15 protein-coding genes are annotated in these 19,921 nt (G+C 73.3%); 13 read left to right on the top strand and 2 right to left on the bottom strand.

What is annotated here, in order from left to right; translation table 11 throughout:
- Nucleotides 1–69: 69 nt before the first annotated feature.
- The 7 genes from BUE44_RS31310 (at nucleotide 70) to BUE44_RS31280 (ending at nucleotide 10,262) form a co-directional block, all read left to right on the top strand.
- Nucleotides 70–1,212 carry a M24 family metallopeptidase gene (locus BUE44_RS31310; RefSeq protein WP_073502398.1) on the top strand — a complete coding sequence of 381 codons (1,143 nt, stop codon included), beginning with the start codon at nucleotides 70–72 and terminating at the stop codon, nucleotides 1,210–1,212.
- 151 nt (nucleotides 1,213–1,363) lie between these two features.
- Entirely contained in the window at nucleotides 1,364–2,779 is a 1,416-nt protein-coding gene (locus BUE44_RS31305) for a peptidase C39 family protein (protein ID WP_073502397.1), read from the top strand.
- Nucleotides 2,780–2,941: 162 nt separating this feature from the next.
- Entirely contained in the window at nucleotides 2,942–4,192 is a 1,251-nt protein-coding gene (locus BUE44_RS31300) for a chitinase (protein WP_200804578.1), read from the top strand.
- 286 nt (nucleotides 4,193–4,478) lie between these two features.
- Nucleotides 4,479–5,300: an SAM-dependent methyltransferase gene (locus tag BUE44_RS31295; RefSeq protein WP_073502396.1), complete on the top strand. Its 822-nt coding sequence runs from the start codon at nucleotides 4,479–4,481 to the stop codon at nucleotides 5,298–5,300.
- Nucleotides 5,297–7,465 carry a putative bifunctional diguanylate cyclase/phosphodiesterase gene (locus BUE44_RS31290; RefSeq protein WP_073502395.1) on the top strand — a complete coding sequence of 723 codons (2,169 nt, stop codon included), beginning with the start codon at nucleotides 5,297–5,299 and terminating at the stop codon, nucleotides 7,463–7,465. The genes BUE44_RS31295 and BUE44_RS31290 overlap by 4 nt, the downstream gene beginning before the upstream one ends.
- 110 nt (nucleotides 7,466–7,575) lie before the next feature.
- Nucleotides 7,576–8,832 (top strand): SLC13 family permease, encoded by a 1,257-nt coding sequence (locus BUE44_RS31285; protein WP_073502394.1) that lies wholly within the window; start codon nucleotides 7,576–7,578, stop codon nucleotides 8,830–8,832.
- A 254-nt stretch (nucleotides 8,833–9,086) separates the two neighbouring features.
- Nucleotides 9,087–10,262, top strand: coding sequence for an acyl-CoA dehydrogenase family protein (locus BUE44_RS31280; RefSeq protein ID WP_073502393.1), 1,176 nt, complete (start codon nucleotides 9,087–9,089; stop codon nucleotides 10,260–10,262).
- A gap of 60 nt (nucleotides 10,263–10,322) precedes the next feature.
- Here the strand turns inward: BUE44_RS31280 and BUE44_RS31275 are convergent, their stop codons facing one another.
- Nucleotides 10,323–10,805 carry a hypothetical protein gene (locus BUE44_RS31275; protein ID WP_200804577.1) on the bottom strand — a complete coding sequence of 161 codons (483 nt, stop codon included), beginning with the start codon at nucleotides 10,803–10,805 and terminating at the stop codon, nucleotides 10,323–10,325.
- Nucleotides 10,806–11,093: 288 nt separating this feature from the next.
- Between BUE44_RS31275 and BUE44_RS31270 the strand changes: the two genes are divergently transcribed.
- The 5 genes from BUE44_RS31270 (at nucleotide 11,094) to BUE44_RS31250 (ending at nucleotide 18,452) form a co-directional block, all read left to right on the top strand.
- Nucleotides 11,094–12,335: a D-arabinono-1,4-lactone oxidase gene (locus tag BUE44_RS31270; protein WP_073502392.1), complete on the top strand. Its 1,242-nt coding sequence runs from the start codon at nucleotides 11,094–11,096 to the stop codon at nucleotides 12,333–12,335.
- A gap of 35 nt (nucleotides 12,336–12,370) precedes the next feature.
- The gene (locus tag BUE44_RS31265; RefSeq protein ID WP_073502391.1) at nucleotides 12,371–12,811 is read left to right on the top strand and encodes an Lrp/AsnC family transcriptional regulator; all 441 of its coding nucleotides are present in this window, start codon (nucleotides 12,371–12,373) and stop codon (nucleotides 12,809–12,811) included.
- 796 nt (nucleotides 12,812–13,607) lie between these two features.
- A complete protein-coding gene (locus BUE44_RS31260) occupies nucleotides 13,608–15,272 on the top strand; it encodes an amidohydrolase (protein WP_073502390.1) in 1,665 nt (554 codons plus the stop codon).
- 586 nt (nucleotides 15,273–15,858) lie between these two features.
- Nucleotides 15,859–17,547 carry an apolipoprotein N-acyltransferase gene (gene lnt / locus BUE44_RS31255; protein ID WP_407640078.1) on the top strand — a complete coding sequence of 563 codons (1,689 nt, stop codon included), beginning with the start codon at nucleotides 15,859–15,861 and terminating at the stop codon, nucleotides 17,545–17,547.
- Entirely contained in the window at nucleotides 17,544–18,452 is a 909-nt protein-coding gene (locus BUE44_RS31250) for a polyprenol monophosphomannose synthase (RefSeq protein ID WP_079190246.1), read from the top strand. Before lnt ends, BUE44_RS31250 begins: the two co-directional genes overlap by 4 nt.
- A gap of 30 nt (nucleotides 18,453–18,482) precedes the next feature.
- Here the strand turns inward: BUE44_RS31250 and BUE44_RS31245 are convergent, their stop codons facing one another.
- Complete coding sequence (locus BUE44_RS31245; RefSeq protein ID WP_235002643.1) at nucleotides 18,483–19,184, bottom strand: hypothetical protein; 702 nt, start codon at nucleotides 19,182–19,184, stop codon at nucleotides 18,483–18,485.
- 92 nt (nucleotides 19,185–19,276) lie between these two features.
- Here BUE44_RS31245 and fxsA point away from each other — a divergent pair, with 92 nt between their 5' ends.
- On the top strand, nucleotides 19,277–19,870 hold the full coding sequence (gene fxsA / locus BUE44_RS31240) for an FxsA family membrane protein (protein ID WP_073502388.1): 594 nt from the start codon (nucleotides 19,277–19,279) through the stop codon (nucleotides 19,868–19,870).
- Nucleotides 19,871–19,921: the final 51 nt, after the last annotated feature.

The raw sequence follows: 19,921 nt of genomic DNA, 5'->3' as shown, positions 1-19,921 counted from the left end.
GCCCGTACGGCGGCCCGGTGAGCGCCGGGCCGTGGGAGGTCGCGGGATCGGACGGCGCCGCCGTCTACCGTGGTCGGTGTGACCGACTCAACCGACGCACGCGACCCGCTCCACCCCGCCGAGCGGCTGGAACTCGCCAGGAGGGCCACCGCCGACGCGGGGGTGGACGCGCTGCTGGTCTCGCCCGGCGCGGACCTGCGGTATCTGACCGGCTATCAGGCGCATCCGCTGGAGCGGCTGACCTGCCTGGTGGTGCCTGCGGAAGGGGACCCCTTCCTGGTGGTGCCCGCGCTGGAGCGGCCCGCCGCGCAGGCCTCTCCGGCAGGCGCTCTCGGCGTGGAGATCACCGGTTTCGCCGAGACGGCCGACGCGTACGAGCTGATCGCGCGCCGGCTGCCCGCGGGGGTGCGCCGCTTCGCCGTCGACAACCACATGTGGGCCGAGAAGCTGCTGGCCTTCCAGGCGGCGCTGCCCGACGCCCAGGCCAGCCTGGCCGGCGACGTGCTCACCGAGCTGCGGGTGCGCAAGAGCCCCGCCGAGGTGGCGGCGCTGCGCCGGGCGGGCGGTGCCATCGACCGGGTGCACCGCAGGATGGGGGAGTGGCTGCGGGCCGGGCGCACCGAGCGCGAGGTCGCCGGGGACATCGCGGAGGCCATCGTGGCGGCCGGCCACGCGGCGGTGGACTTCGTGATCGTCGGCTCCGGCCCGAACAGCGCGAGCCCCCACCACGAGGTGTCCGACCGGGTGATCCGCGCGGGCGACCCGGTGGTGGTCGACATCGGCGGCACCACGGCCGACGGCTACTGCTCGGACTCCACCCGCACCTACGCGGTCGGCGAGCCGCCCGCGGCCTTCCGCGAGCTGTACGAGGTGCTGCTGCGCGCGCAGACCGCGCAGACCGACGCGGTGCGGCCCGGCGTCACCGCCGAGCAACTGGACGCGGTCGGCCGGGACATCATCACCGCGGCCGGCTACGGCGAGCACTTCATCCACCGCACCGGGCACGGCATCGGCATGGAGACGCACGAGGAGCCGTACATCGTGGCGGGCAGCCGGCGGGTGCTCGCGCCGGGCATGGCCTTCTCGATCGAACCGGGCATCTACCTGCCCGGCACGTTCGGCGCGCGCATCGAGGACATCGCGGTGTGCACGCAAAGCGGCGGCGAGAGGCTGAATCTGACCGGGCGTGACCTGGTGGTCCTGCCCGGCTGAGCGCCACAGGAGCAGACCAATGTTGGTGGCGCCACGCGGCCGGAAAACCTGGTGGAAAGGGCTGCCGGGCTGCGATGGTGGTGCGACCCTGCCGCCTGGCGGCGCGCGGGGGTGTCCCGTACCCGACGAGGGAAAACGAGGGGATTCAGCCATGAGCAGTAACGCTCCCCGCCGTGCCGTGATCACCGCGGCGCTGGCCGCCGCCGCGGCCGCCGCGGCCGCCGCGACCACCGCCACCGCGCCGTTCGCGTCGGCCGCGCCGTCCGGCGCCGCCGCGCCCGGCGCCGTGCCGCAGCGGAGCGGCCCCGGCGCCCAGCCCGACAGCGCGCCGGTCGACTACCACGGCTGGACGAGCTTCGCCGACTGGCTGTTCGGCGCGCACGCGGGCACCCGCCCGGTGCCCGGCGCCCGGCCGGGCCTGGAGATCGGCCGGGCCACCGGCACGCTGGACTACACCGACCCGCACACCGGCATCACCGCCTCCTGGGAGTCGGCGTCCTGGACCTCCCCGCCGCGCAGCATCCCGCACCCGGCGAGCGAGCTGATCTCGTCGTGGAACGCGCACACCCCGGCGGGCACCTGGATCCAGGTGGAGCTGCTCGGCACCTACACCGACGGCACCGACACCCCGGCGTACGTCATGGGCCGCTGGACCGCGGGCGACGGCGACGAGGACATCCGGCGCACGTCGGTGGACGACCAGAGCGACGGCAAGAGCAGCATCTGGACCGACACCTTCGCCATCGACGACACGGCGGCCGGCCCGCTGCTCGCCTCGTACCGGCTGCGGCTGACGCTCTTCCGCAAGCCCGGCAGCAAGCTGACGCCGACGGTGTGGCGGCTCGGCGCGATGGCGTCGAACATCCCCGACCGCTTCACCGTGCCGGCCTCGGTGCCCGGCGAGGCGGCCGGCGTCGAGCTGCCGGTGCCCGCGTACTCGCAGAACATCCACAAGGGCCAGTACCCGCAGTACGACAACGGCGGCGAGGCCTGGTGCAGCCCGACGTCGTCCACGATGGTCATCGAGTACTGGGGCCGCGGCCCGACCGCGCAGCAGCTGTCCTGGGTCGACCCGTCGTACGCCGACCCGCAGGTCGACCAGGGTGCCCGCTACACCTACGACTACCAGTACGAGGGCTGCGGCAACTGGCCGTTCAACGCGGCCTACGCGGCCACGTACAAGGACATGCAGGGCGTCATCACCCGGCTGCGCTCGCTGAGCGACGTGGAGAAGCTGATCAAGGCCGGCATCCCGGTGATAACGTCCCAGTCCTTCCTCGCCTCCGAACTGGACGGCGCCGGCTACGGCACGTCGGGGCACCTGATGTGCCTGGTGGGCTTCACCGCGGAGGGCGACGTGGTCGCCAACGACCCGGCGAGCAGCAGCGACGCGGTGGTCCGCAACGTCTACAAGCGGTCGCAGTTCGAGACCATCTGGCTGCGTACGAAGCGGATCAACTCCACCGGCGGGGTCAGCGGCGGCACCGGCGGGGTCTGCTACCTGTACTTCCCCGCGAAGCCGAGCCCGGGGCAGCGGCGGGCGCTCGCGGCGGTCGGGGTGGTGTGAAAAGGGGGCGCTCCGGGCGCTCCTGACGTGCGGCGGCCCTCCGGGACCCGCTAATTGGTAGAGACCAATTTGTGGGTTGCTCTAAAGGTCTGGACCAACTCATTGACGGGTTCGTGTCAGCGCAGGATTCTGCTGGCACGTTCCCCCACAGGAGGTCCAGACGTGAAGCGTCTCCATGCACTGGGTTCCGGCGTGGCCGCCGCCGCCCTCGCCGTGGCCGGGCTCGGCGCGACCGCCGCGCTCGGCACCGGCCAGGCCAGCGGCGCCACGGTGTCGGCCAACGCGCTGAGCAATCAGTGGTACGCCGCCGCCCCTTACCTGATGCCGACCGACAACAACCCGCCGGACGCGACCGCGATCATGGACGCCACCGGCCTCAAGGCCTTCCAGCTCGCCTTCATCCTGGCCCCCAACGGCGGTGGCTGCAGCCCGACCTGGGGCGGCACCAGCGCGGTCTCCTCGGACACCGCGGTCGGCAACGTGATCTCGGCGATCCGTGCCAAGGGCGGTGACGTCTCGGTCTCCATCGGCGGCTACGGCGGCACCAAGCTCGGCCAGGCGTGTTCCGACGCGGCGTCCACTGCCGCCGCCTACCAGCAGGTCATCAACAAATACCAGCTCAAGGCGATGGACTTCGACCTGGAGGAGCCGGAGTACGAGAACACCGCCGCCGTCTCGCACGAGATCGGCGCCGCCAAGATCCTCCAGCAGAACAACCCCGGCCTGTTCATCTCGGTGACCACCGCGGGCACCGCGGCCGGCACCGGCTGGTTCGGCCAGCAGATGCTCAACGAGGCCAAGGCGCAGGGCTTCACACCCAACAACTTCTCCATCATGCCCTTCGACGGCGGCTTCAACGGCGCCGCGTCGCAGACCTCCGCGCTGACCGCCTTCAACGGGCTGCTCAAGACCACCTTCGGGTGGGACACCGCCACCGCGTACGCGCACGAGGGCTTCTCCGGCATGAACGGCCGCAGCGACTCGGGCGAGTACTTCTACCAGGCGGACTTCCAGACCGTGCTGGACTACGCGACCAGCCACGGCATGGGCCGCTTCACCTTCTGGTCGCTCAACCGGGACCGCCAGTGCAGCCCGCCGGACAACGGCACCACGTCCGGCACGTGCAGCAGCGTGGCGCAGCAGCCCTGGGACTTCGCGAAGTTCTCGGTGAAGTTCGCCGGCGTCACCCCGCCGACCAACCCGCCCACCACGCCGCCGACCACCACCCCGCCGACCACGCCGCCCGGCGGCGGCACCTGCACGGTCGCCGAGTGGAGCGCGTCCGCGGTCTACGTCAACGGCAACGAGGTCGCCCACAAGAGCCACAAGTGGAAGGCCAAGTGGTGGACCACCAACGAGGAGCCCGGCACCACCGGTGAGTGGGGCGTGTGGCAGGACGAGGGCGCCTGCTGACAGGCCAGTGATCTGGCCGAAAAACGATGGTGGACCCGTGGAGATCGTCGCCACGGGTCCACCATCGTTTCTGCGCTTGCCCTGCACCGTGTGCGCAAATTCGCCGTGGCGCGTTTTCGCACCTGTACATGCCGGTGCTTGTTGACCGAAAACGGACCTGGCTTCTCCAGTTGCGTGTTTCGCTCCGAACACGTGATCAGTAGCCTCACAGAGTAAGCGGCCCACCGTCCGCGAGAGTTGACTCCGGACGCGCACACCCCGGCCCCACGACCTGGAGACTCCCACTGTGACCGACCGTCCTTCCTGGGCACCGCCCGGCATCGACATCACCGTGCCCAGCGTCTCGCGGGTCTACGACTACTACCTCGGCGGTTCGCACAACTTCGAGGTCGACCGGGAAGCGGCCAGGCACGTGCTCAAATCCGTGCCCGCGATGCCGAAAGTCGGCCAGGCCAACCGGGCGATGATGCGCCGCGCGGTGCGGTACGCGCTCGGGCGGGGCGTCGACCAGTTCCTCGACATCGGCTCCGGCATCCCGACCTTCGGCAACGTGCACGAGGTCGTCCACGCGCTGAACCCCGAGGCGAACGTCGTCTACGTCGACAACGACCCGGTCGCGGTCGCCCACAGCAAGGCGGTGCTCGACGGCAACGAGCACGCCACCATCGCCACCGCCGACCTGCGCGACCCGCACTCGGTCCTCGACCACCCCGAGACCCGGCGGATGCTGGACCTCGACCGCCCGGTCGCCCTGCTGCTGGTGGCGGTGCTGCACTTCCTCTCCGACGCCGACGACCCGCACGGCGTGGTCGCCACCCTGCGCGACGCCCTCGCGCCGGGCAGCGTGCTGGTGATCACCCACGCCACCCACACCCCGCACGACCGCTCGCTGGACGACGACATGCGCGCCGGCGCGGCGGTCTACCAGCGCACCAGCACACCGCTGGTCATGCGTCAGGTGCCCGAGGTGCGGCGCTTCTTCACCGGCTTCGAACTCGTCGAGCCCGGCGTCGTCCCGATGCCGCACTGGCGCCCCGACACCCCGCCGGGCGACGACATCGATCCAGCCGTGCTCACCGGGTTCGCCGGTGTGGGGCTCAAGGCGTGACCGAGCGACCGGCCGGCTCCGTGCGCGGGCAGGGCGGCATCGCGGTGGTGGAGGCGGACTGCCTCTCCCGGTTCGCCGCGATCTGGAGCCGGGCCATCTACCCGGTGACCGCCACCTCGATGACCAGGGCCGAGTTCGAGCAGCACCTGCTGCCGCTGGCCCGCACCCTGCGGGACGCGCTGCACGCGGAGCGCTTCGACCCGCGCGGCGCCGCCCGGGTCGGCGAAGGGCTGGTGGCCGCGCACTGCACCGACCCCGAGGCGCTGCCCAGCATCCTCGGCGTCATCGACGCCTACCTGGTGCTCTACTGCGGCCCGGTCCTCGACCTGCCCGCCGACGAGTGCCGTGTGCGCTGCTCGCGCCTCCAGCACGCGGTCGCCGTCGGCTTCTCGCAGGCGCTGCGCGAACGCACCCTGCACGAGCAGGAGTCGATATCCCGCGCCGCGCTGAACGCCAAGAGCGAGGCGGAGACCGCGCTGGCGGCCAGCGAGGCCCGCTTCCGCGCGGTCTTCGAGACCGCCGCGGTCGGCATCGGCATCGCCGACCTCGACGGCAACGTGCTGGAGACCAACGACGCGCTGACCCGGATGTTCGGCAGCGAGGCCTACGTCAGGCACCGCAGGGTCGGCGAGTGGACGCAGCTGGAGTCCGCCGCCGGCGACCCGGCGTCGCTCAACCGCGGCCTGGTGCGCGGCGACCGCGACCACTACGAGGTGGAGAAGGCCTTCCTGCGGGCGGACGGCTCGGTGCTGTGGGCCGACGTCCAGGTGTCGCTGCTGCGCGACGCCGACGGCTCGCCGCGCTACCAGCTCGCGCTGTTCGAGGACATCACCGAGCGCCGCCGGCTGCTGGAGCGGCTGCGCCACCAGGCCACCCACGACGCGCTCACCGGGCTGCCCAACCGGGCGCTGTTCTTCGAGCGCCTCGACCAGGCGCTCGCCGACCCGGCCCGCGACATCGGCGTGTGCTACCTCGACCTGGACGGCTTCAAAGCGGTCAACGACAGCCTCGGCCACGCGGTGGGCGACCGGCTGCTGGTCGCCGTCGCCGACCGGCTGCGCGGCTGCGTGGCCTCGCCCGACCAGCTGGTCGCCAGGATCGGCGGCGACGAGTTCGTCGCCGTCTACGCCGACCCGCCGAGCCAGGCCGCCGTCACCGAACTGGCCGCCCGCATCCTCAGGGCGCTCTCCGCCCCGGTGCTGCTCGACGACCGCCAGCTGCCCGTGCACGGCAGCATCGGCATCGTGCACGGCCAGGTCGGCACCCGCGGTCCCGCCGACGTGCTGCGCAGCGCCGACATCACGATGTACCGCGCCAAAGAGCGCGGCGGGAACCGCTACGAGGTCGCCGACCCCGACGCCGACGCCCGCGCCATCACCCGGCACGGGCTGACCAACCAGCTGCCCAGCGCGCTGCGGCACGGCGAGTTCTTCGTCGAATACCAGCCACTGATCGGCCTGGAGGACGGTGCCGTGCTGGGGGCCGAGGCGCTGGTGCGCTGGCTCCACCCGGTGCACGGGGTGCTCGGTCCTGACCAGTTCATCCCGCTCGCCGAGAGCACCGGGCAGATCGTGCCGCTCGGCCGCTGGGTGCTCCAACAGGCCGCACAGCAGGCCCGCGACTGGCATGACCTGCAGTTCACCGGCCCGGCGCCGCGGATCAACGTCAACCTCTCACCGGTGCAGCTGAGCCATCCCGACCTGGTCGCCGAGGTCGTCGCGGTGCTGGAGGAGACCCGCCTGCAGCCCAGCGCGCTGTGCCTGGAGGTCACCGAGAGCGCTCTGATCGGCGCCGACGAGGACGCGCTCAAGCCGCTGCGCCGGATCGCCGACCTCGGGGTGGCGATAGCGCTGGACGACTTCGGCACCGGATACTCCAACCTGTCGTCGCTGCGATGGCTTCCGGTCAGTGTGCTCAAGCTCGACCGGTCCTTCACCCGCGGCATGCGGCAGCACCCCGCCGACCCGGTCGAGATGAAGATCGTGGAGGGCATCGTCTCGCTCGCCCACACCCTCAACCTCACCGTGACCGTCGAGGGCGTCGAGACCCGCACCCAGGCCGAGCACCTGCGCGCCCTGGGCTGCGACACCGCCCAGGGCTGGTATTACGGCAAGGCGGGCCCCGCCGACCAGCTGCACACCCTGACCCTGGCCGACGCGAGCTGACCCGCCCCGGGGGCCGCACCCGCCTCCCGTACCGGCCGTGCTGCGCGGGCGGTCACGGGCGCTGTGATGGAATCCCCTGGTAGCCACCGCATCCGGACCAGGGGGTTCCACTGAGTACCGCAGCCGCAGAGACCCTGTCCGTGGCCGCGCTGCTCATCGTGCTGGGCTTCGCCGTGATCCGGCCGCACGGCTGGCCCGAGGCCGTGGCCGCGGTGCCGGCGGCGGTGCTGCTCACCGCGGTCGGCGCGGTGCCGCTGCCGGCCGCCTGGGGCCAGATCAAGGAACTGGCGCCGGTCGTCGGCTTCCTGGCCGCCGTGCTGGTGCTGGCCGAGCTGTGCGCCGACGACGGGCTCTTCACCGCCGCGGGCGACGCCATCGCGCAGGCCTGCCACGGCGAACCGCAGCGGCTGCTCGCCGGCGTCTTCGCGGTCGCCGCCGTGGTGACCGCGGTGCTCAGCCTGGACGCCACCGTCGTCCTGCTCACCCCGGTCGTCATCGCGACCGCCGCCCGGGCAGGCGCCCGGCCCCGCCCGCACGTCTACGCCTGCGCGCACCTGGCCAACTCCGCCTCGCTGCTGCTGCCGGTCTCCAACCTCACCAACCTGCTGGCCTTCACCGCCGCCGGGGTGACCTTCACCCGGTTCGCGCTGCTGATGGCCGTGCCGTGGCTGCTCGCCGTCGGCATCGAATACGTCATCTTCCGCCGGTTCTTCACCGCCGACCTCGCCGTCACCGAGCACCCGCCCGAGCGCGGCGAACCGCCCGCCGTGCCGGTCTTCACCCTGGTGGTGCTCGGTCTGACGCTGGCCGGCTTCGCGATCACCTCGCTGGGCGGGATCAACCCGGCCTGGGCGGCGCTGGCCGGCGCGCTGGTGCTCGGCGTACGGGCGCTGCACCGCCGCCGGGCCACCGTGGGCGGGCTGGTGGCCGCGGCGGGGCCGCTGTTCTGCCTGTTCGTACTCGCGCTCGGCGTCGTCGTCGAGGCGGTGGTACGCAACGGTCTGTCGGACGCGGCGGACGCCATCCTGCCGTCCGGCAGCAGCCTGCCCGCACTGCTCGGGACGGCCGCCTTCGCCGCCCTGCTGGCCAACGTCATCAACAACCTGCCCGCCGTGCTCGCCCTGCTGCCGCTGGCCGAGACCGGCGGCGCCGGGCCGGTGCTCGCCGTGCTCATCGGTGTGAACCTCGGTCCCAACCTCAGCTACGCCGGATCGCTCGCCACGCTGCTGTGGCGGCGGGTGCTCCAGGACCACGGCACGGACGCCTCGCTGCGCACCTTCACCCGGCTGGGCCTGCTCACCGTGCCGCCGACGCTGGTGGCGTCCACCGTCGCCCTGTGGGCGGGCCTGCGGCTCACCGGCACCTGACGCCGGCCCCGGGGGCCCGTCCGGCGCCTGCGGGGTGGTCGGCGCCCCCGGGGGCCCGCACGCCGGTGGACCACCGCGAAAGGCACCGGTGACGGGGCGTCGCCCCATCGGGCATACTCCAACCCGCCGGTCGTGTTGATCAACCCGTGCCGTGATCCGGTACGGGAGCTTCGTGTCCGGGTATGCCCATCGGACGGCACCGCCCACCCACGGTGAGATGCCGCCGTCGCCCCCGAGAGGGAGGAGTGCGCCGCATGCAGACCTACGGCCCGCAGCCGGTGTCCCGCCAACTGCCCACCGAGGAGGCGCGGGACCTGCTCGCGCTCACCCGGGACCTGGCCCAGCGGGAGATCGCCCCCGCCGCGGCCGCCGAGGAGGACGCCGGGCGCTTCCCGCGCGAGACGTTCACCCTGATCGGCGAGGCCGGACTGCTCGGCCTGCCCTATCCGGAGGAAGACGGCGGCGGAGGCCAGCCGTACGAGGTGTACCTCCAGGTCCTGGAAGAACTGGCGGCGGCCCGGCTGACCGTCGGCCTCGGGGTCAGCGTCCACACCCTGTCCTGCCACGCCGTGGCCCACTACGGCAGCAAGGAGCAGCGCGCCGAGCACCTCCCCGCCATGCTCGGCGGCACGCTGCTCGGCGCCTACTGCCTCTCCGAGCCGACCTCGGGCTCCGACGCCGCCGCCCTGCGCACCCGGGCGGTGCGCGACGGCGACGACTGGACCATCGACGGCACGAAGTCCTGGATCACCCACGGCGGCGTCGCCGACTTCTACACGGTGCTGGCCCGCAGCGGCGGCGAGGGCGCGCACGGCATCTCGGCGTATCTCGTACCGGGCGACGCCCCCGGCCTGTCGGCGGCCGTGCCGGAACGGAAGATGGGCCTGAAGGGCTCACCGACCGCGCAGGTCCACTTCGACGCCGTCCGGGTGCCCGACACCCGCCGCGTCGGCGACCTCGGCCAGGGCTTCGCCATCGCGCTCGACGCCCTGGACTCCGGGCGGCTCGGCATCGCCGCGTGCGCCACCGGACTGGCGCAGGCCGCCCTGAACACGGCGCTCGGCTACGTCCTGGAGCGGCGGCAGTTCGACCGGCCCGTCGCCGACTTCCAGGGCCTGCGCTTCATGCTCGCCGACATGGCCACCAGGATCGAGGCCGGCCGGGCGCTCTACCTGGCCGCGGCCCGGCTGCGGGACACCGGGCAGCCCTTCTCCGCGCGGGCCGCCATGGCGAAGCTCTTCTGCACCGACACCGCGATGCAGGTGACCACCGACGCCGTGCAGCTGCTCGGCGGCTACGGCTACACCGCGGACTTCCCGGCCGAGCGCTACATGCGGGAGGCGAAGGTGCTGCAGATCGTGGAGGGCACCAACCAGATCCAGCGGATGGTGGTCGCCCGCCATCTGGCCGGGCCCGAGTCCAGGGGCTGACCCGAGACGCGGGCGCGGTCACGCGAGGCCGGCGCCGTCCACGCCGGCCGGGCGCTGCGATCAGGCCGCGAGCCGCTGCTCGGGCATGTGGATGGGCCGCGTCTCGGGGCCGCCGACGTGCGAGAACGGCTGCGTACGCCAGTCGAGGCCGGCGGGCAGCGTCAGCAGCGCCGCCAGCTCCCGCTGCGCGTCCGCGCCGGCGGCACCGTCGGCCGGGCGGGCGTCGGCCACCGCGCGGCCGGAGCCGGTGCACACGGTCAGGCCGAACGGATTCCACGGCGTCGGGCACAGGGCGTGCTGCGGCAGCTGCTCCTCGTCGGTGAAGACCGCGATGGGCCGCCCGCAGTCCGGGCAGGACAGCCGGACGACGTCGCCGAAGTCCTCCTCGAAGGCCTCGTCGGCGTCCATGAGGTCGTCCGACGCGTCGGCGTCGGAATCCGCCGGCTCACCGGCGGGGAAGGCGAACGCGGCGTCGCGTTCGTGACCCTCCTGGAACGCCGGCCTGATCCGCTCGCTGCGGCTGTGGCGCACATGGTTACGCATGCTGCGTCTCCCCCTCGGGTGGGATGCCCTTCATCGGGTCGGCCCGGCATCACGCCAGCGGCCATAGCGAGCACTTCCCGCCACGCTACGCGGGTAACCACGCCATAGCGGGCAGACCGGTCCACTCGATGTGGCCTTCGTCACACCGGCCCGGATGGCTGGTTCATGCGCCCCCGCCGTGCGCCCGCGCACCCCCCTGCGCCCCCGCGCGGCTCCTTGCCCCGCGGCCGGATAAGGTGCCAACCGGCGAGGCCAGGACAGGTCCGCCGGAAGTGGAAGCGTGACGTGATGCAAAGCAACTGGGCCGGAAACCTGGCCTTCTCCGCGGCCGAAGTACGCCGACCTGCCACCGTCGCCGAGCTGCGGTCGCTGGTCGCCGCCGGCCGCCGCGCCAAAGCACTCGGCAGTGCCCACTCCTTCAGCGACATCGCCGACACCGACGGCACCCTGATCGAACTGTCCGGGCTGCCGCCCGAGATCGACATCGACACCGCCGCCCGCAGCGTCCGGGTCGCCGCCGGCGTGCGCTACGCGGAACTGGCCGCGCACCTGCACGCCCGAGGCTTCGCGCTGCCCAACATGGCGTCCCTGCCGCACATCTCCGTCGGCGGCTCCGTCGCCACCGGCACCCACGGCTCCGGCGACGCCAACGGCGGCCTGGCCACCTCCGTCTCCGGCATCGACCTGGTCACCGCCGACGGCGGCATCCACACCATGAGCCGGGCCGCCGACGGCGACACCTTCGACGGCTCCGTCGTCGCGCTCGGCGCCCTCGGCATCGTCACCCACCTCACCCTGGACCTGCGGCCCGCCTACGAGATCCGCCAGCGGGTCCTCACCGGCCTCGAACTCGCCGACGCCACCGCGAACTTCGACGCGATCACCTCGGCCGCGTACAGCGTCAGCCTCTTCACCGACTGGCGCGGCCCGCGCTTCACCCAGGTGTGGCTCAAGCAGCTCGCCGACGCCCCCGGCGCGGACTTCCCGTGGGCCAAGCCCGCCGAGTCCAAGATGCACCCGGTGCCCGGCGTCGATCCCGTCCACTGCACCGAGCAGTTCGATGTGCCGGGCCCCTGGCACGAGCGCCTGCCGCACTTCCGGCCCGGCTTCACGCCCAGCAGCGGCGAGGAGCTGCAGTCCGAGTACCTGGTGCCGCGCACTCACGCGGTCGCCGCGCTGACCGCCCTCGACGCCATGCGCGGGACCATCGCGCCCGTCCTGCAGGTCTGCGAGGTCCGCACGGTCGCCGCCGACCGGCTCTGGCTCAGCCCCGCGCAGGGCCGCGACACCGTCGCCCTGCACTTCACCTGGATCAAGGACACCGCCCGCGTCCTGCCGGTCCTGACCGCCCTCGAAGGCGCCCTGGCCCCCTACGAGCCCCGCCCGCACTGGGGCAAGCTCTTCACCACCGCCCCCGCCGAGGTCCGCGCCCGCTACCCCCGGATGCCGGACTTCCTCTCCCTGGCCGCCGCCACCGACCCAGCCCGCACCTTCTCCAACGGCTTCCTCGACCGAATGCTCCACGCATGACCGAAACCACCGGCGTGCCGGTAAGGTCGTCGGCTGTGGAAGAGCTGGATCGTCAGATCGTGGAGCTGCTCATGGCCGACGGGCGCATGAGCTACACGGACCTGGGCAAGGCCACGGGCCTTTCCACCTCCGCGGTCCACCAGCGGGTCCGCCGGCTCGAACAGCGGGGCGTCATCCGCGGATACGCCGCGATCGTCGACGCCGAGGCCGTCGGGCTCCCGCTGACCGCGTTCATCTCCGTCAAGCCGTTCGATCCGAGCGCGCCGGACGACATCCCCGAGCGGCTCGCCGAGGTCCCCGAGATCGAGGCGTGCCATTCCGTGGCGGGCGACGAGAACTACATCCTGAAGGTCCGCGTCTCCACGCCGAGCGAGCTCGAACACCTCCTCGCTCGGGTCAGGACCCTCGCGGGTGTCTCCACCCGCACCACGGTCGTCCTCTCGACCCCGTACGAGTCGCGCCCACCGCGCCTCTAACCCCCGTGCGGGGGCGAATCTTTCTGCCCCTGGCGGTGCGTTGCTTGCCTGCGGCCGCGTCGTGGTTGCGCGCGCAGTTCCCCGCGCCCCTGGGGGATTGCCTCTTGCGGTGCGTTGCTTCTCTGCGGCCGCGTCGTGGCTGGCCGCGCCGTTCTCCCCCAGAGCTTCGCCTGGGGGTACCCCCACGCGCCCCATTTGGCCTGCGTCCGCTCACGCCCAGCGTTGCGCCGCGTGGGAGCGCCGAAGAGCCGCGAAAGCCAGGGGCGCGGGGAACTGCGCGCTAAGCCACGATGGCGCCGCAGGCAAGCGACGCACCGCAGGGAGCAGGGACCTCGGGGGCGCGGGGAACTGCGCGCGCAACCACGTCGGCGGATCAGGGGATCGCCCACCGCAAGGGGCAACCCCTCAGGGGCGCGGGAACTGCGCGACAAGCCACGACGCGGCCGCAGGCAAGCGACGCACCGCAAGGGGCAGGGACCTCGGGGGCGCGGGGAACTGCGCGCGCAACCACGTCGGCGGATCAGGGGATCGCCCACCGCAAGGGGCAACCCCCCAGGGGCGCGTGGGGGTACCCCCAGGCGAAGCTCTGGGGGAGAACTGCGCGACAAGCCACGACGCGGCCGCAGGCAAGCGACGCACCGCAAGGGGCACGGACCCCGGGGGCGCGGGGCTCCCCCCAACGCGAAGCTCCGGGGAGGACGGACCGCCTCGTCGGGGGCGCACCGCGCGGGAAAGGGGCTGGTCGGGGGCCACCCCCGAGGCCGGGGGCGCGCCCGGGGAGGGGGAGACTGGGGGGATGCGCCCCAGTTCTGGTGAGACCAGGCCCTCGTCGGAGGGCAACCCACGCAGCAGGACCGTCATGCTGCGTGCCGGCTTCGTGTACACGCCGAGCGACCCGTTCGCGACAGCGATCGTCGTGGACGGCGACACCGTCGCCTGGGTCGGCGAGGAGGCCGCCGCCGACTCCTTCGCCGACGGCGTGGACGAGGTCGTCGACCTCGACGGAGCCCTGGTCACACCGGCGTTCACGGACGCCCACGTGCACACCACCGCCACGGGGCTGGCCCTGACCGGCCTGGACCTGACCGGCGCCGCGAACCTGGCGGAGGCGCTGGAGAGGACCGCCGGGTACGCGGCATCGCACGCCGCCGACCGCGTACTGCTCGGGCACGGGTGGGACGAGAGCCGCTGGCCGGAGCGGCGGCCGCCGACGCGGACGGAGTTGGACCGGGCGACGGGGGGCCGCCCGCTGTACCTGTCGCGCACCGACGTGCACAGCGCGGCCGTCAGCAGCGGCCTGGCCGCCCTCGTACCGGACCTGGCGGGCCTGGCCGGCCACGACCCGCAGGGGCCGCTGACGCGGGACGCCCACCATGCCGTGCGGCGGGCCGCGTACGCCGCCGTGACGCCCGCCCAGCGCGAGGCGGCCCAGCGGGCGGCACTGCGGCACGCGGCCGCGCAGGGCATCGGCTCGGTGCACGAGTGCGCCGGCCCCGACATCTCCTCGCAGGAAGACCTGACGGGCCTGCTGGCGCTCGCCGCGGCCGGCGACGGGCCGCGGGTGCTCGGCTACTGGGCCGAGCCGGTCCGCGAGGCCGCGGACCTGGACCGCGTTCGCGACCTCGGCGCGGTCGGCGCCGCGGGCGACCTGTTCGTGGACGGCTCGCTCGGCTCGCACACCGCGTGCCTGCACGCGCCCTACGCCGACGACGCCGCCGTCTCGGGCGTGTCGTACCTGGACGGCGAGACCATCGCCCGCCACCTGCTGCTATGCACGCAGGCCGGCGTGCAGGCCGGTTTCCACGCCATCGGGGACGCGGCCGTCGACGCCGTCGTGGCGGGGGTGCGGGCCGCCGCCGAGGCGGTGGGCCTGGACCGGGTGCGGGCCCTGCGGCACCGCGTCGAGCACGCCGAACTGCTGACCGGCGCCGCCATCGCGGCCTTCGCCGAATTCGGCCTGGTCGCCTCCGTGCAGCCCGCCTTCGACGCGGCCTGGGGCGGCCCGGACGGGATGTACGCGGCCAGGCTCGGCGCCGAGCGGGCCGCGGCGCTCAACCCGTATGCGGCGCTGACCCGCGCGGGCGTGCCGCTCGCGCTCGGCTCGGACAGCCCGGTCACCCCGCTCGACCCGTGGGGCGCGGTGCGGGCCGCCGCCTTCCACCGGACGCCCGCGCACCGCATCTCCGCCCGCGCCGCCTTCACCGGGCACACCAGGGGCGGTTGGCGCGCGGTCGGCCGGGACGACGCGGGCGTCCTGGTGCCCGGCGCGCCGGCGGACTACGTGGTGTGGCGGGTCGGCGACCTGGTCGTCCAGGCTCCCGACGAGCGGGTCGCCAACTGGTCGACCGACCCGCGCTCCGGCACCCCGGGCCTGCCCGATCTGACTCCGGGCGGTGAGCTGCCGACCGCGCTGCGTACGGTCGTCGGCGGCCGTACGGTGCACACGCGCCCGAACGGGTGACCGGCGGCGGCGTCGGATGCGGCCGAACGGTGCGCGCTCGGGCGGCAGCGGCGTGTCGCTTGCCGCCCGGCCGGTCCGCACTGACCTGCTGATTTGGTGAAACCCCGCAGGTCAAAGGGCTGTTGACAGTGGCCGGTCGAGGGCGAGTAGGTTCGGCGAAGTCCACCACAGGACGTCGAACCGGGGGCCCTCCGCGGTCGCGTCGACCGCCGCTGGGCCATGGGGTGTCGCGCCGCACGTGCACGCCGCCACTGGCAGCCAGGTCCAGCGCGCGACGCAGAACGCGGCTCGCCAGTGGGCCTCTCCGCCCGTGAGGGTACGGAGGGTGAGCGCCGCCCGATCGGCAGGTGTGACCCGGGAAGGGCCCGGACGCCCAGTAGACAACGGCTTTGGTCGACCCGCAGCCAGCGGTTCCCAGGTCGGCCCGAAGGGCGTTCGGGCCCGTTCCGCAGCAGCGCGGGCGGAGAGCGCCGGCTTTGGGCCCGGCGCGGTGGGATGGGAAGCTTTGCCCATCCGCGGCTCGCCCTCGCGTCATCACGGGGTACGGTCGCCTTCACCACCCTCCACCTGCAGGAAGGCCGCGACCGTGCGCCTGCGCCCCGAAACCGCTCCCGCGGCGCCCCCGGCCGAACCCGGCGTGCCCGAAACGGTGCCCGGCGGCCCGCTGGACGCACCGGAGCCCGCGGCGCCCCGCGCCTCGCGGCGCCGACGGTTCGGCGCCCTCGCCCGCAGGTCCGCGCCCAGCAGCGCGGTCGCCGCGGCGAGCGGCCTGGCACTGGCCGCCGCCTTCCCGCCGTACGACCTGTGGCCGCTGTCGCTGGTCGCGGTCGCCGCGCTGTCGCTGCTGACGCGCGGCAGGACCGTACGCCAGGGCGCCTGGCTCGGCTTCGCCTTCGGCTGGCCCTTCTTCATCTGGCTGCTGCAGTGGCTGCACACCGTCGGGTGGGACGCCGTGGTGGGCCTGGCAGCGATCGAGGCGGGCTTCCTCGCCGTGCTGGGCGGCTGCCTGGTGCTGGGCCAGCGGCTGCCCGGGGGGCCGCTGTGGGCGGCCTGCCTGTGGGTGACCGAGGAACTGGCCAGGGACCGGCTGCCCTTCGGCGGCTTCCCCTGGGGCCGGCTCGCCTTCGCCAACACCGGCTCCCCGTACACCCCGCTGGCCGCGCTCGGCGGCGCCCCGCTGGTGACCTTCGCGGTGGCGCTCAGCGGCACTGCGCTGGCAGCTGCCGCGCTGTCGGCGGTACGCCTCTACCGCGCCCGGGAACGGAGCCCCCGGGCCGTGCTGCCCGCCGCCGGGGCCCTCGTACTGTCCGCGGCGGTCCTGCTGGCCGGCCTGCTCGTACCGGTGCCGACGAACGCCACCGACCACGTACGGATCGCCGTCGTGCAGGGCAACGTCCAGCAGCCCGGTCTGCACTTCCTCGGCCGCCCGATGATGATCCTGGACAACCACGTCAAGGCCACCCTGAAGCTCGCCGCCGACATCAAGGCGGGCCGGGTGCCCAAGCCCGACCTGGTGCTGTGGCCGGAGAACTCCTCAGACCTCGACCCGTTCTCGAACCCGGCCGCGTACGACAAGATCACCGAGGCCGTCCAGGCGGTCGGCGTACCGGTGCTGGTGGGTGTCCTGGTGGACGGCCCGGACGCCGACCACGTGCAGAACGAGGGCATCGTCTGGGACCCGGTCAAGGGCCCGGGCGCGCACTACACCAAGCAGCACCCGGTGCCGTTCGGCGAATACGTGCCCTTCCGCAAGGAACTGACCAAGGTCATCAGCCGGCTCGACGAGATCCCCCGCGACTTCTACCCCGGCAGGACCACCGGTGTGCTGCAGATCGGCCCCGCCAGGCTCGGCGACGTGATCTGCTTCGAGGTCGCCTACGACGGCATCGTGCGCGACACCGTCAACGCCGGGGCGCGGGCCATCGTCGTCCAGACGAACAACGCCACCTACGGCAGGACCGGGCAGCCCGAGCAGCAGCTCGCCATGTCCAGGCTGCGCGCGATCGAGCACGGGCGGGCCGTCGTCACCGCCGCGACCAGCGGGATCAGTGCGATCGTCGGCCCTGATGGCAAGATCGAACAGCGCAGCAGGGAATTCACCCAGCAGGTGCTGAACGCCGACATCCCGCTGCGCGACGGCACGACGATCGCCGATCGCGTCGGTGCGGCACCCGAGTGGACCCTCGCTATGGTGGGGCTTCTGTCCTGTGCGGTCGCCATCGCACTCGGCAGGCGGGACCGTACCCGCACCACGAAAGGACAAGAACAGCAGTGAACGACGGCGAGCAGCGGAGCTTCGGGCCGCTCGGCAGGGTCCTGGTCATCATCCCGACCTACAACGAGGCCGAGAACGTGGTGCCGATCGTGCGGCGGGTACGGGCCGCGGTCCCGGACGCCGACGTCCTGGTCGCCGATGACAACAGCCCCGACGGCACCGGCAAGTTGGCCGACGACCTGTCCGCCGCCGACCCGTCGGTGCGCGTCCTGCACCGCAAGGGCAAGGAAGGGCTCGGCGCCGCCTACCTGGCCGGCTTCCGCTGGGGCATCGACAACGGCTACGACGTGCTGGTCGAGATGGACGCCGACGGCTCGCACCAGCCCGAGGAGCTGCCCCGGCTGCTGACCGCCCTCAAGAGCGCCGACCTGGTGCTCGGCTCGCGCTGGATCCCCGGCGGCCGGGTGGTGAACTGGCCCAAGAGCCGCGAGTTCATCTCCCGTGGCGGCAGCACGTACTCCCGGCTGATGCTCGGTGTGACCATCCGCGACGTCACCGGCGGCTACCGCGCCTTCCGCAAGGAGACCCTGCTCGGCCTCGGCATGGACGACGTCGCCTCCGCCGGGTACTGCTTCCAGGTCGACCTCGCCTGGCGCGCGGTCAAGGCCGGCTTCCACGTGGTGGAGGTGCCGATCACCTTCGTGGAACGCGAGCGCGGCGACAGCAAGATGAGCCGCACCATCGTCGCCGAGGCCCTGCTGCGGGTCACCGCGTGGGGCATCAGCTCCCGGACCGGCCGGATCTCCGGCGGCAAGCCGGCCGTCGCCCGCGAGGGCGAGGCCGACTCCGACGCGGAGGGCGACCGCGACCCCGACCCGCAGACCGGCCCGCACGTCGGCGAACCGGCCGACGGCGAGACCGGCAGCGCCCTCACCGCGGAGGCCGGGCGGCCGTCCCCGTCGTAGGCCCCGGGCCGCGGGTGTCGGGCGTCGGGGCTAGCCCAGGATGTTCACCGCCCGCGCCACCACCAGCACCACGGTCAGCAGGGACACCGCGGACTGCGCGAGCATCAGCGCCTTCGCCCACCGCGTTATCGGCATCACGTCGGTGGGGCTGAACGCCGTGGAATTGGTGAAGGACAGGTAGAAGTAGTCGAAGAAGGCCGGTTCCCAGCGCGGCGGGGCCAGCTCCGGCGACTGCATCTGGACGAAGAGGAAGTCCGGCACGTCCCGCTCGCCCTGGGCGCGGGCGGCCGGACCGCCGCGGTCCAGCTCCCAGTACAGCAGCGCGAAGATCACCATGTTCGTCAGCCAGATCCCGCCGCCGATCAGCAGCAGCGCCCCGGCCGCGGCGGTCTCCGTGCCGCGGATCAGACCGGTCACCAGGCGTACCGCCGAATAGGCGTTGGCGCCGCCGATCACCAGGGCGAGCCCGAGCTCCAGGAACCGCAGCGGACGCGAGTCGCGCTCGATGCGGTGCGGGTTGCCCACCACCAGCGCCACCAGCAGCGCCAGCTCCACCGTCGGCATCAGCCAGCGCGGATGCGCCGCGAGCCGGGCCGGCAGCGTCAGCTGGATCACCACCACGGCTATCACCGCCGCCGTGGAGGCCCAGCGCGGCTCGCCTCGGGTCACCCGGCGCCAGGCCGGCGACGGAGTGTGCCCGGTTTCCTGCGGATACTGCGGATCGTGCGTCACGTGCCACATCGTGTCGTCACGGCACCTCCCGAGTCCACCGAGGTCAGGGCCCGCCGACCCGGCCTTTACCCGCTCTTTGGCACACTTGAGCTATGACGACGAGCAGCCCGCCCCCCGTCCGCCCGCGCCCCGCGCAGCCGCGGCGGCGCTCCCGCGCCAGGACCGTGGTGCCGCTGGTGATCGCGGCCTGGGCGGTGCTGGAGATCTGGCTGCTGACGGTGGTCGCCTCGGCCACCAGCGGCCTGGTCGTGTTGCTCTGCATCGTCGCCGGCTTCGTGTTCGGCGCCGCGGCCGTCAAGCGCGCCGGCCGCAGCGCCTGGCGGAATCTGGCCGCCACCATGCAGCAGCCGGGCGCGGAGCAGGGTGCCGTGGCCCCCGTTCCGGCCGGCGGCGGGCGCACCGGCCTGCACATGCTGGGCGGGATGCTGCTGATCATCCCCGGCTTCGTCTCCGACGCGGTCGGGCTGCTCCTGCTCTTCCCGCCGACCCGCAAGCTGATCGGCTCGCTGGCCGAGCGGGCCGCGGCCCGCTCGCTGCGCCGCCACCCGGCCGCCGCCGACCCCGGCTCGCTCGGCGACCTCTTCCAGCAGGCGCAGCAGGCCGGTGAGCAGACCCGTATCCACCGCCCGGACGGCAAGGTCATCCAGGGCGAGGTCGTCGACCGGGACCGGCACGGGCAGGACTGAGGTACGGGCAGGACTGAGGTACGAGGGACCCGCAGGACCGAGGCACGACAA

Origin of the sequence: Actinacidiphila paucisporea (assembly GCF_900142575.1) — a bacterium.
Taxonomy (GTDB): Bacteria; Actinomycetota; Actinomycetes; order Streptomycetales; family Streptomycetaceae; genus Actinacidiphila; species Actinacidiphila paucisporea.
The sequence above is the reverse complement of the archived record's forward strand: the minus strand, read 5'-3'. Positions and strand labels throughout refer to the sequence as shown.

Excerpts from the sequence above, each read along its gene's own strand:
- BUE44_RS31305 (WP_073502397.1), top strand. The coding sequence starts at position 1,364 with ATGAGCAGTAACGCTCCCCGCCGTGCCGTGATCACCGCGGCGCTGGCC.
- BUE44_RS31280 (WP_073502393.1), top strand. The coding sequence starts at position 9,087 with ATGCAGACCTACGGCCCGCAGCCGGTGTCCCGCCAACTGCCCACCGAG.
- BUE44_RS31260 (WP_073502390.1), top strand. The coding sequence starts at position 13,608 with ATGCGCCCCAGTTCTGGTGAGACCAGGCCCTCGTCGGAGGGCAACCCA.
- fxsA (WP_073502388.1), top strand. The coding sequence starts at position 19,277 with ATGACGACGAGCAGCCCGCCCCCCGTCCGCCCGCGCCCCGCGCAGCCG.
- BUE44_RS31270 (WP_073502392.1), top strand. The coding sequence starts at position 11,094 with ATGCAAAGCAACTGGGCCGGAAACCTGGCCTTCTCCGCGGCCGAAGTA.
- BUE44_RS31275 (WP_200804577.1), bottom strand. The coding sequence starts at position 10,805 with ATGCGTAACCATGTGCGCCACAGCCGCAGCGAGCGGATCAGGCCGGCG.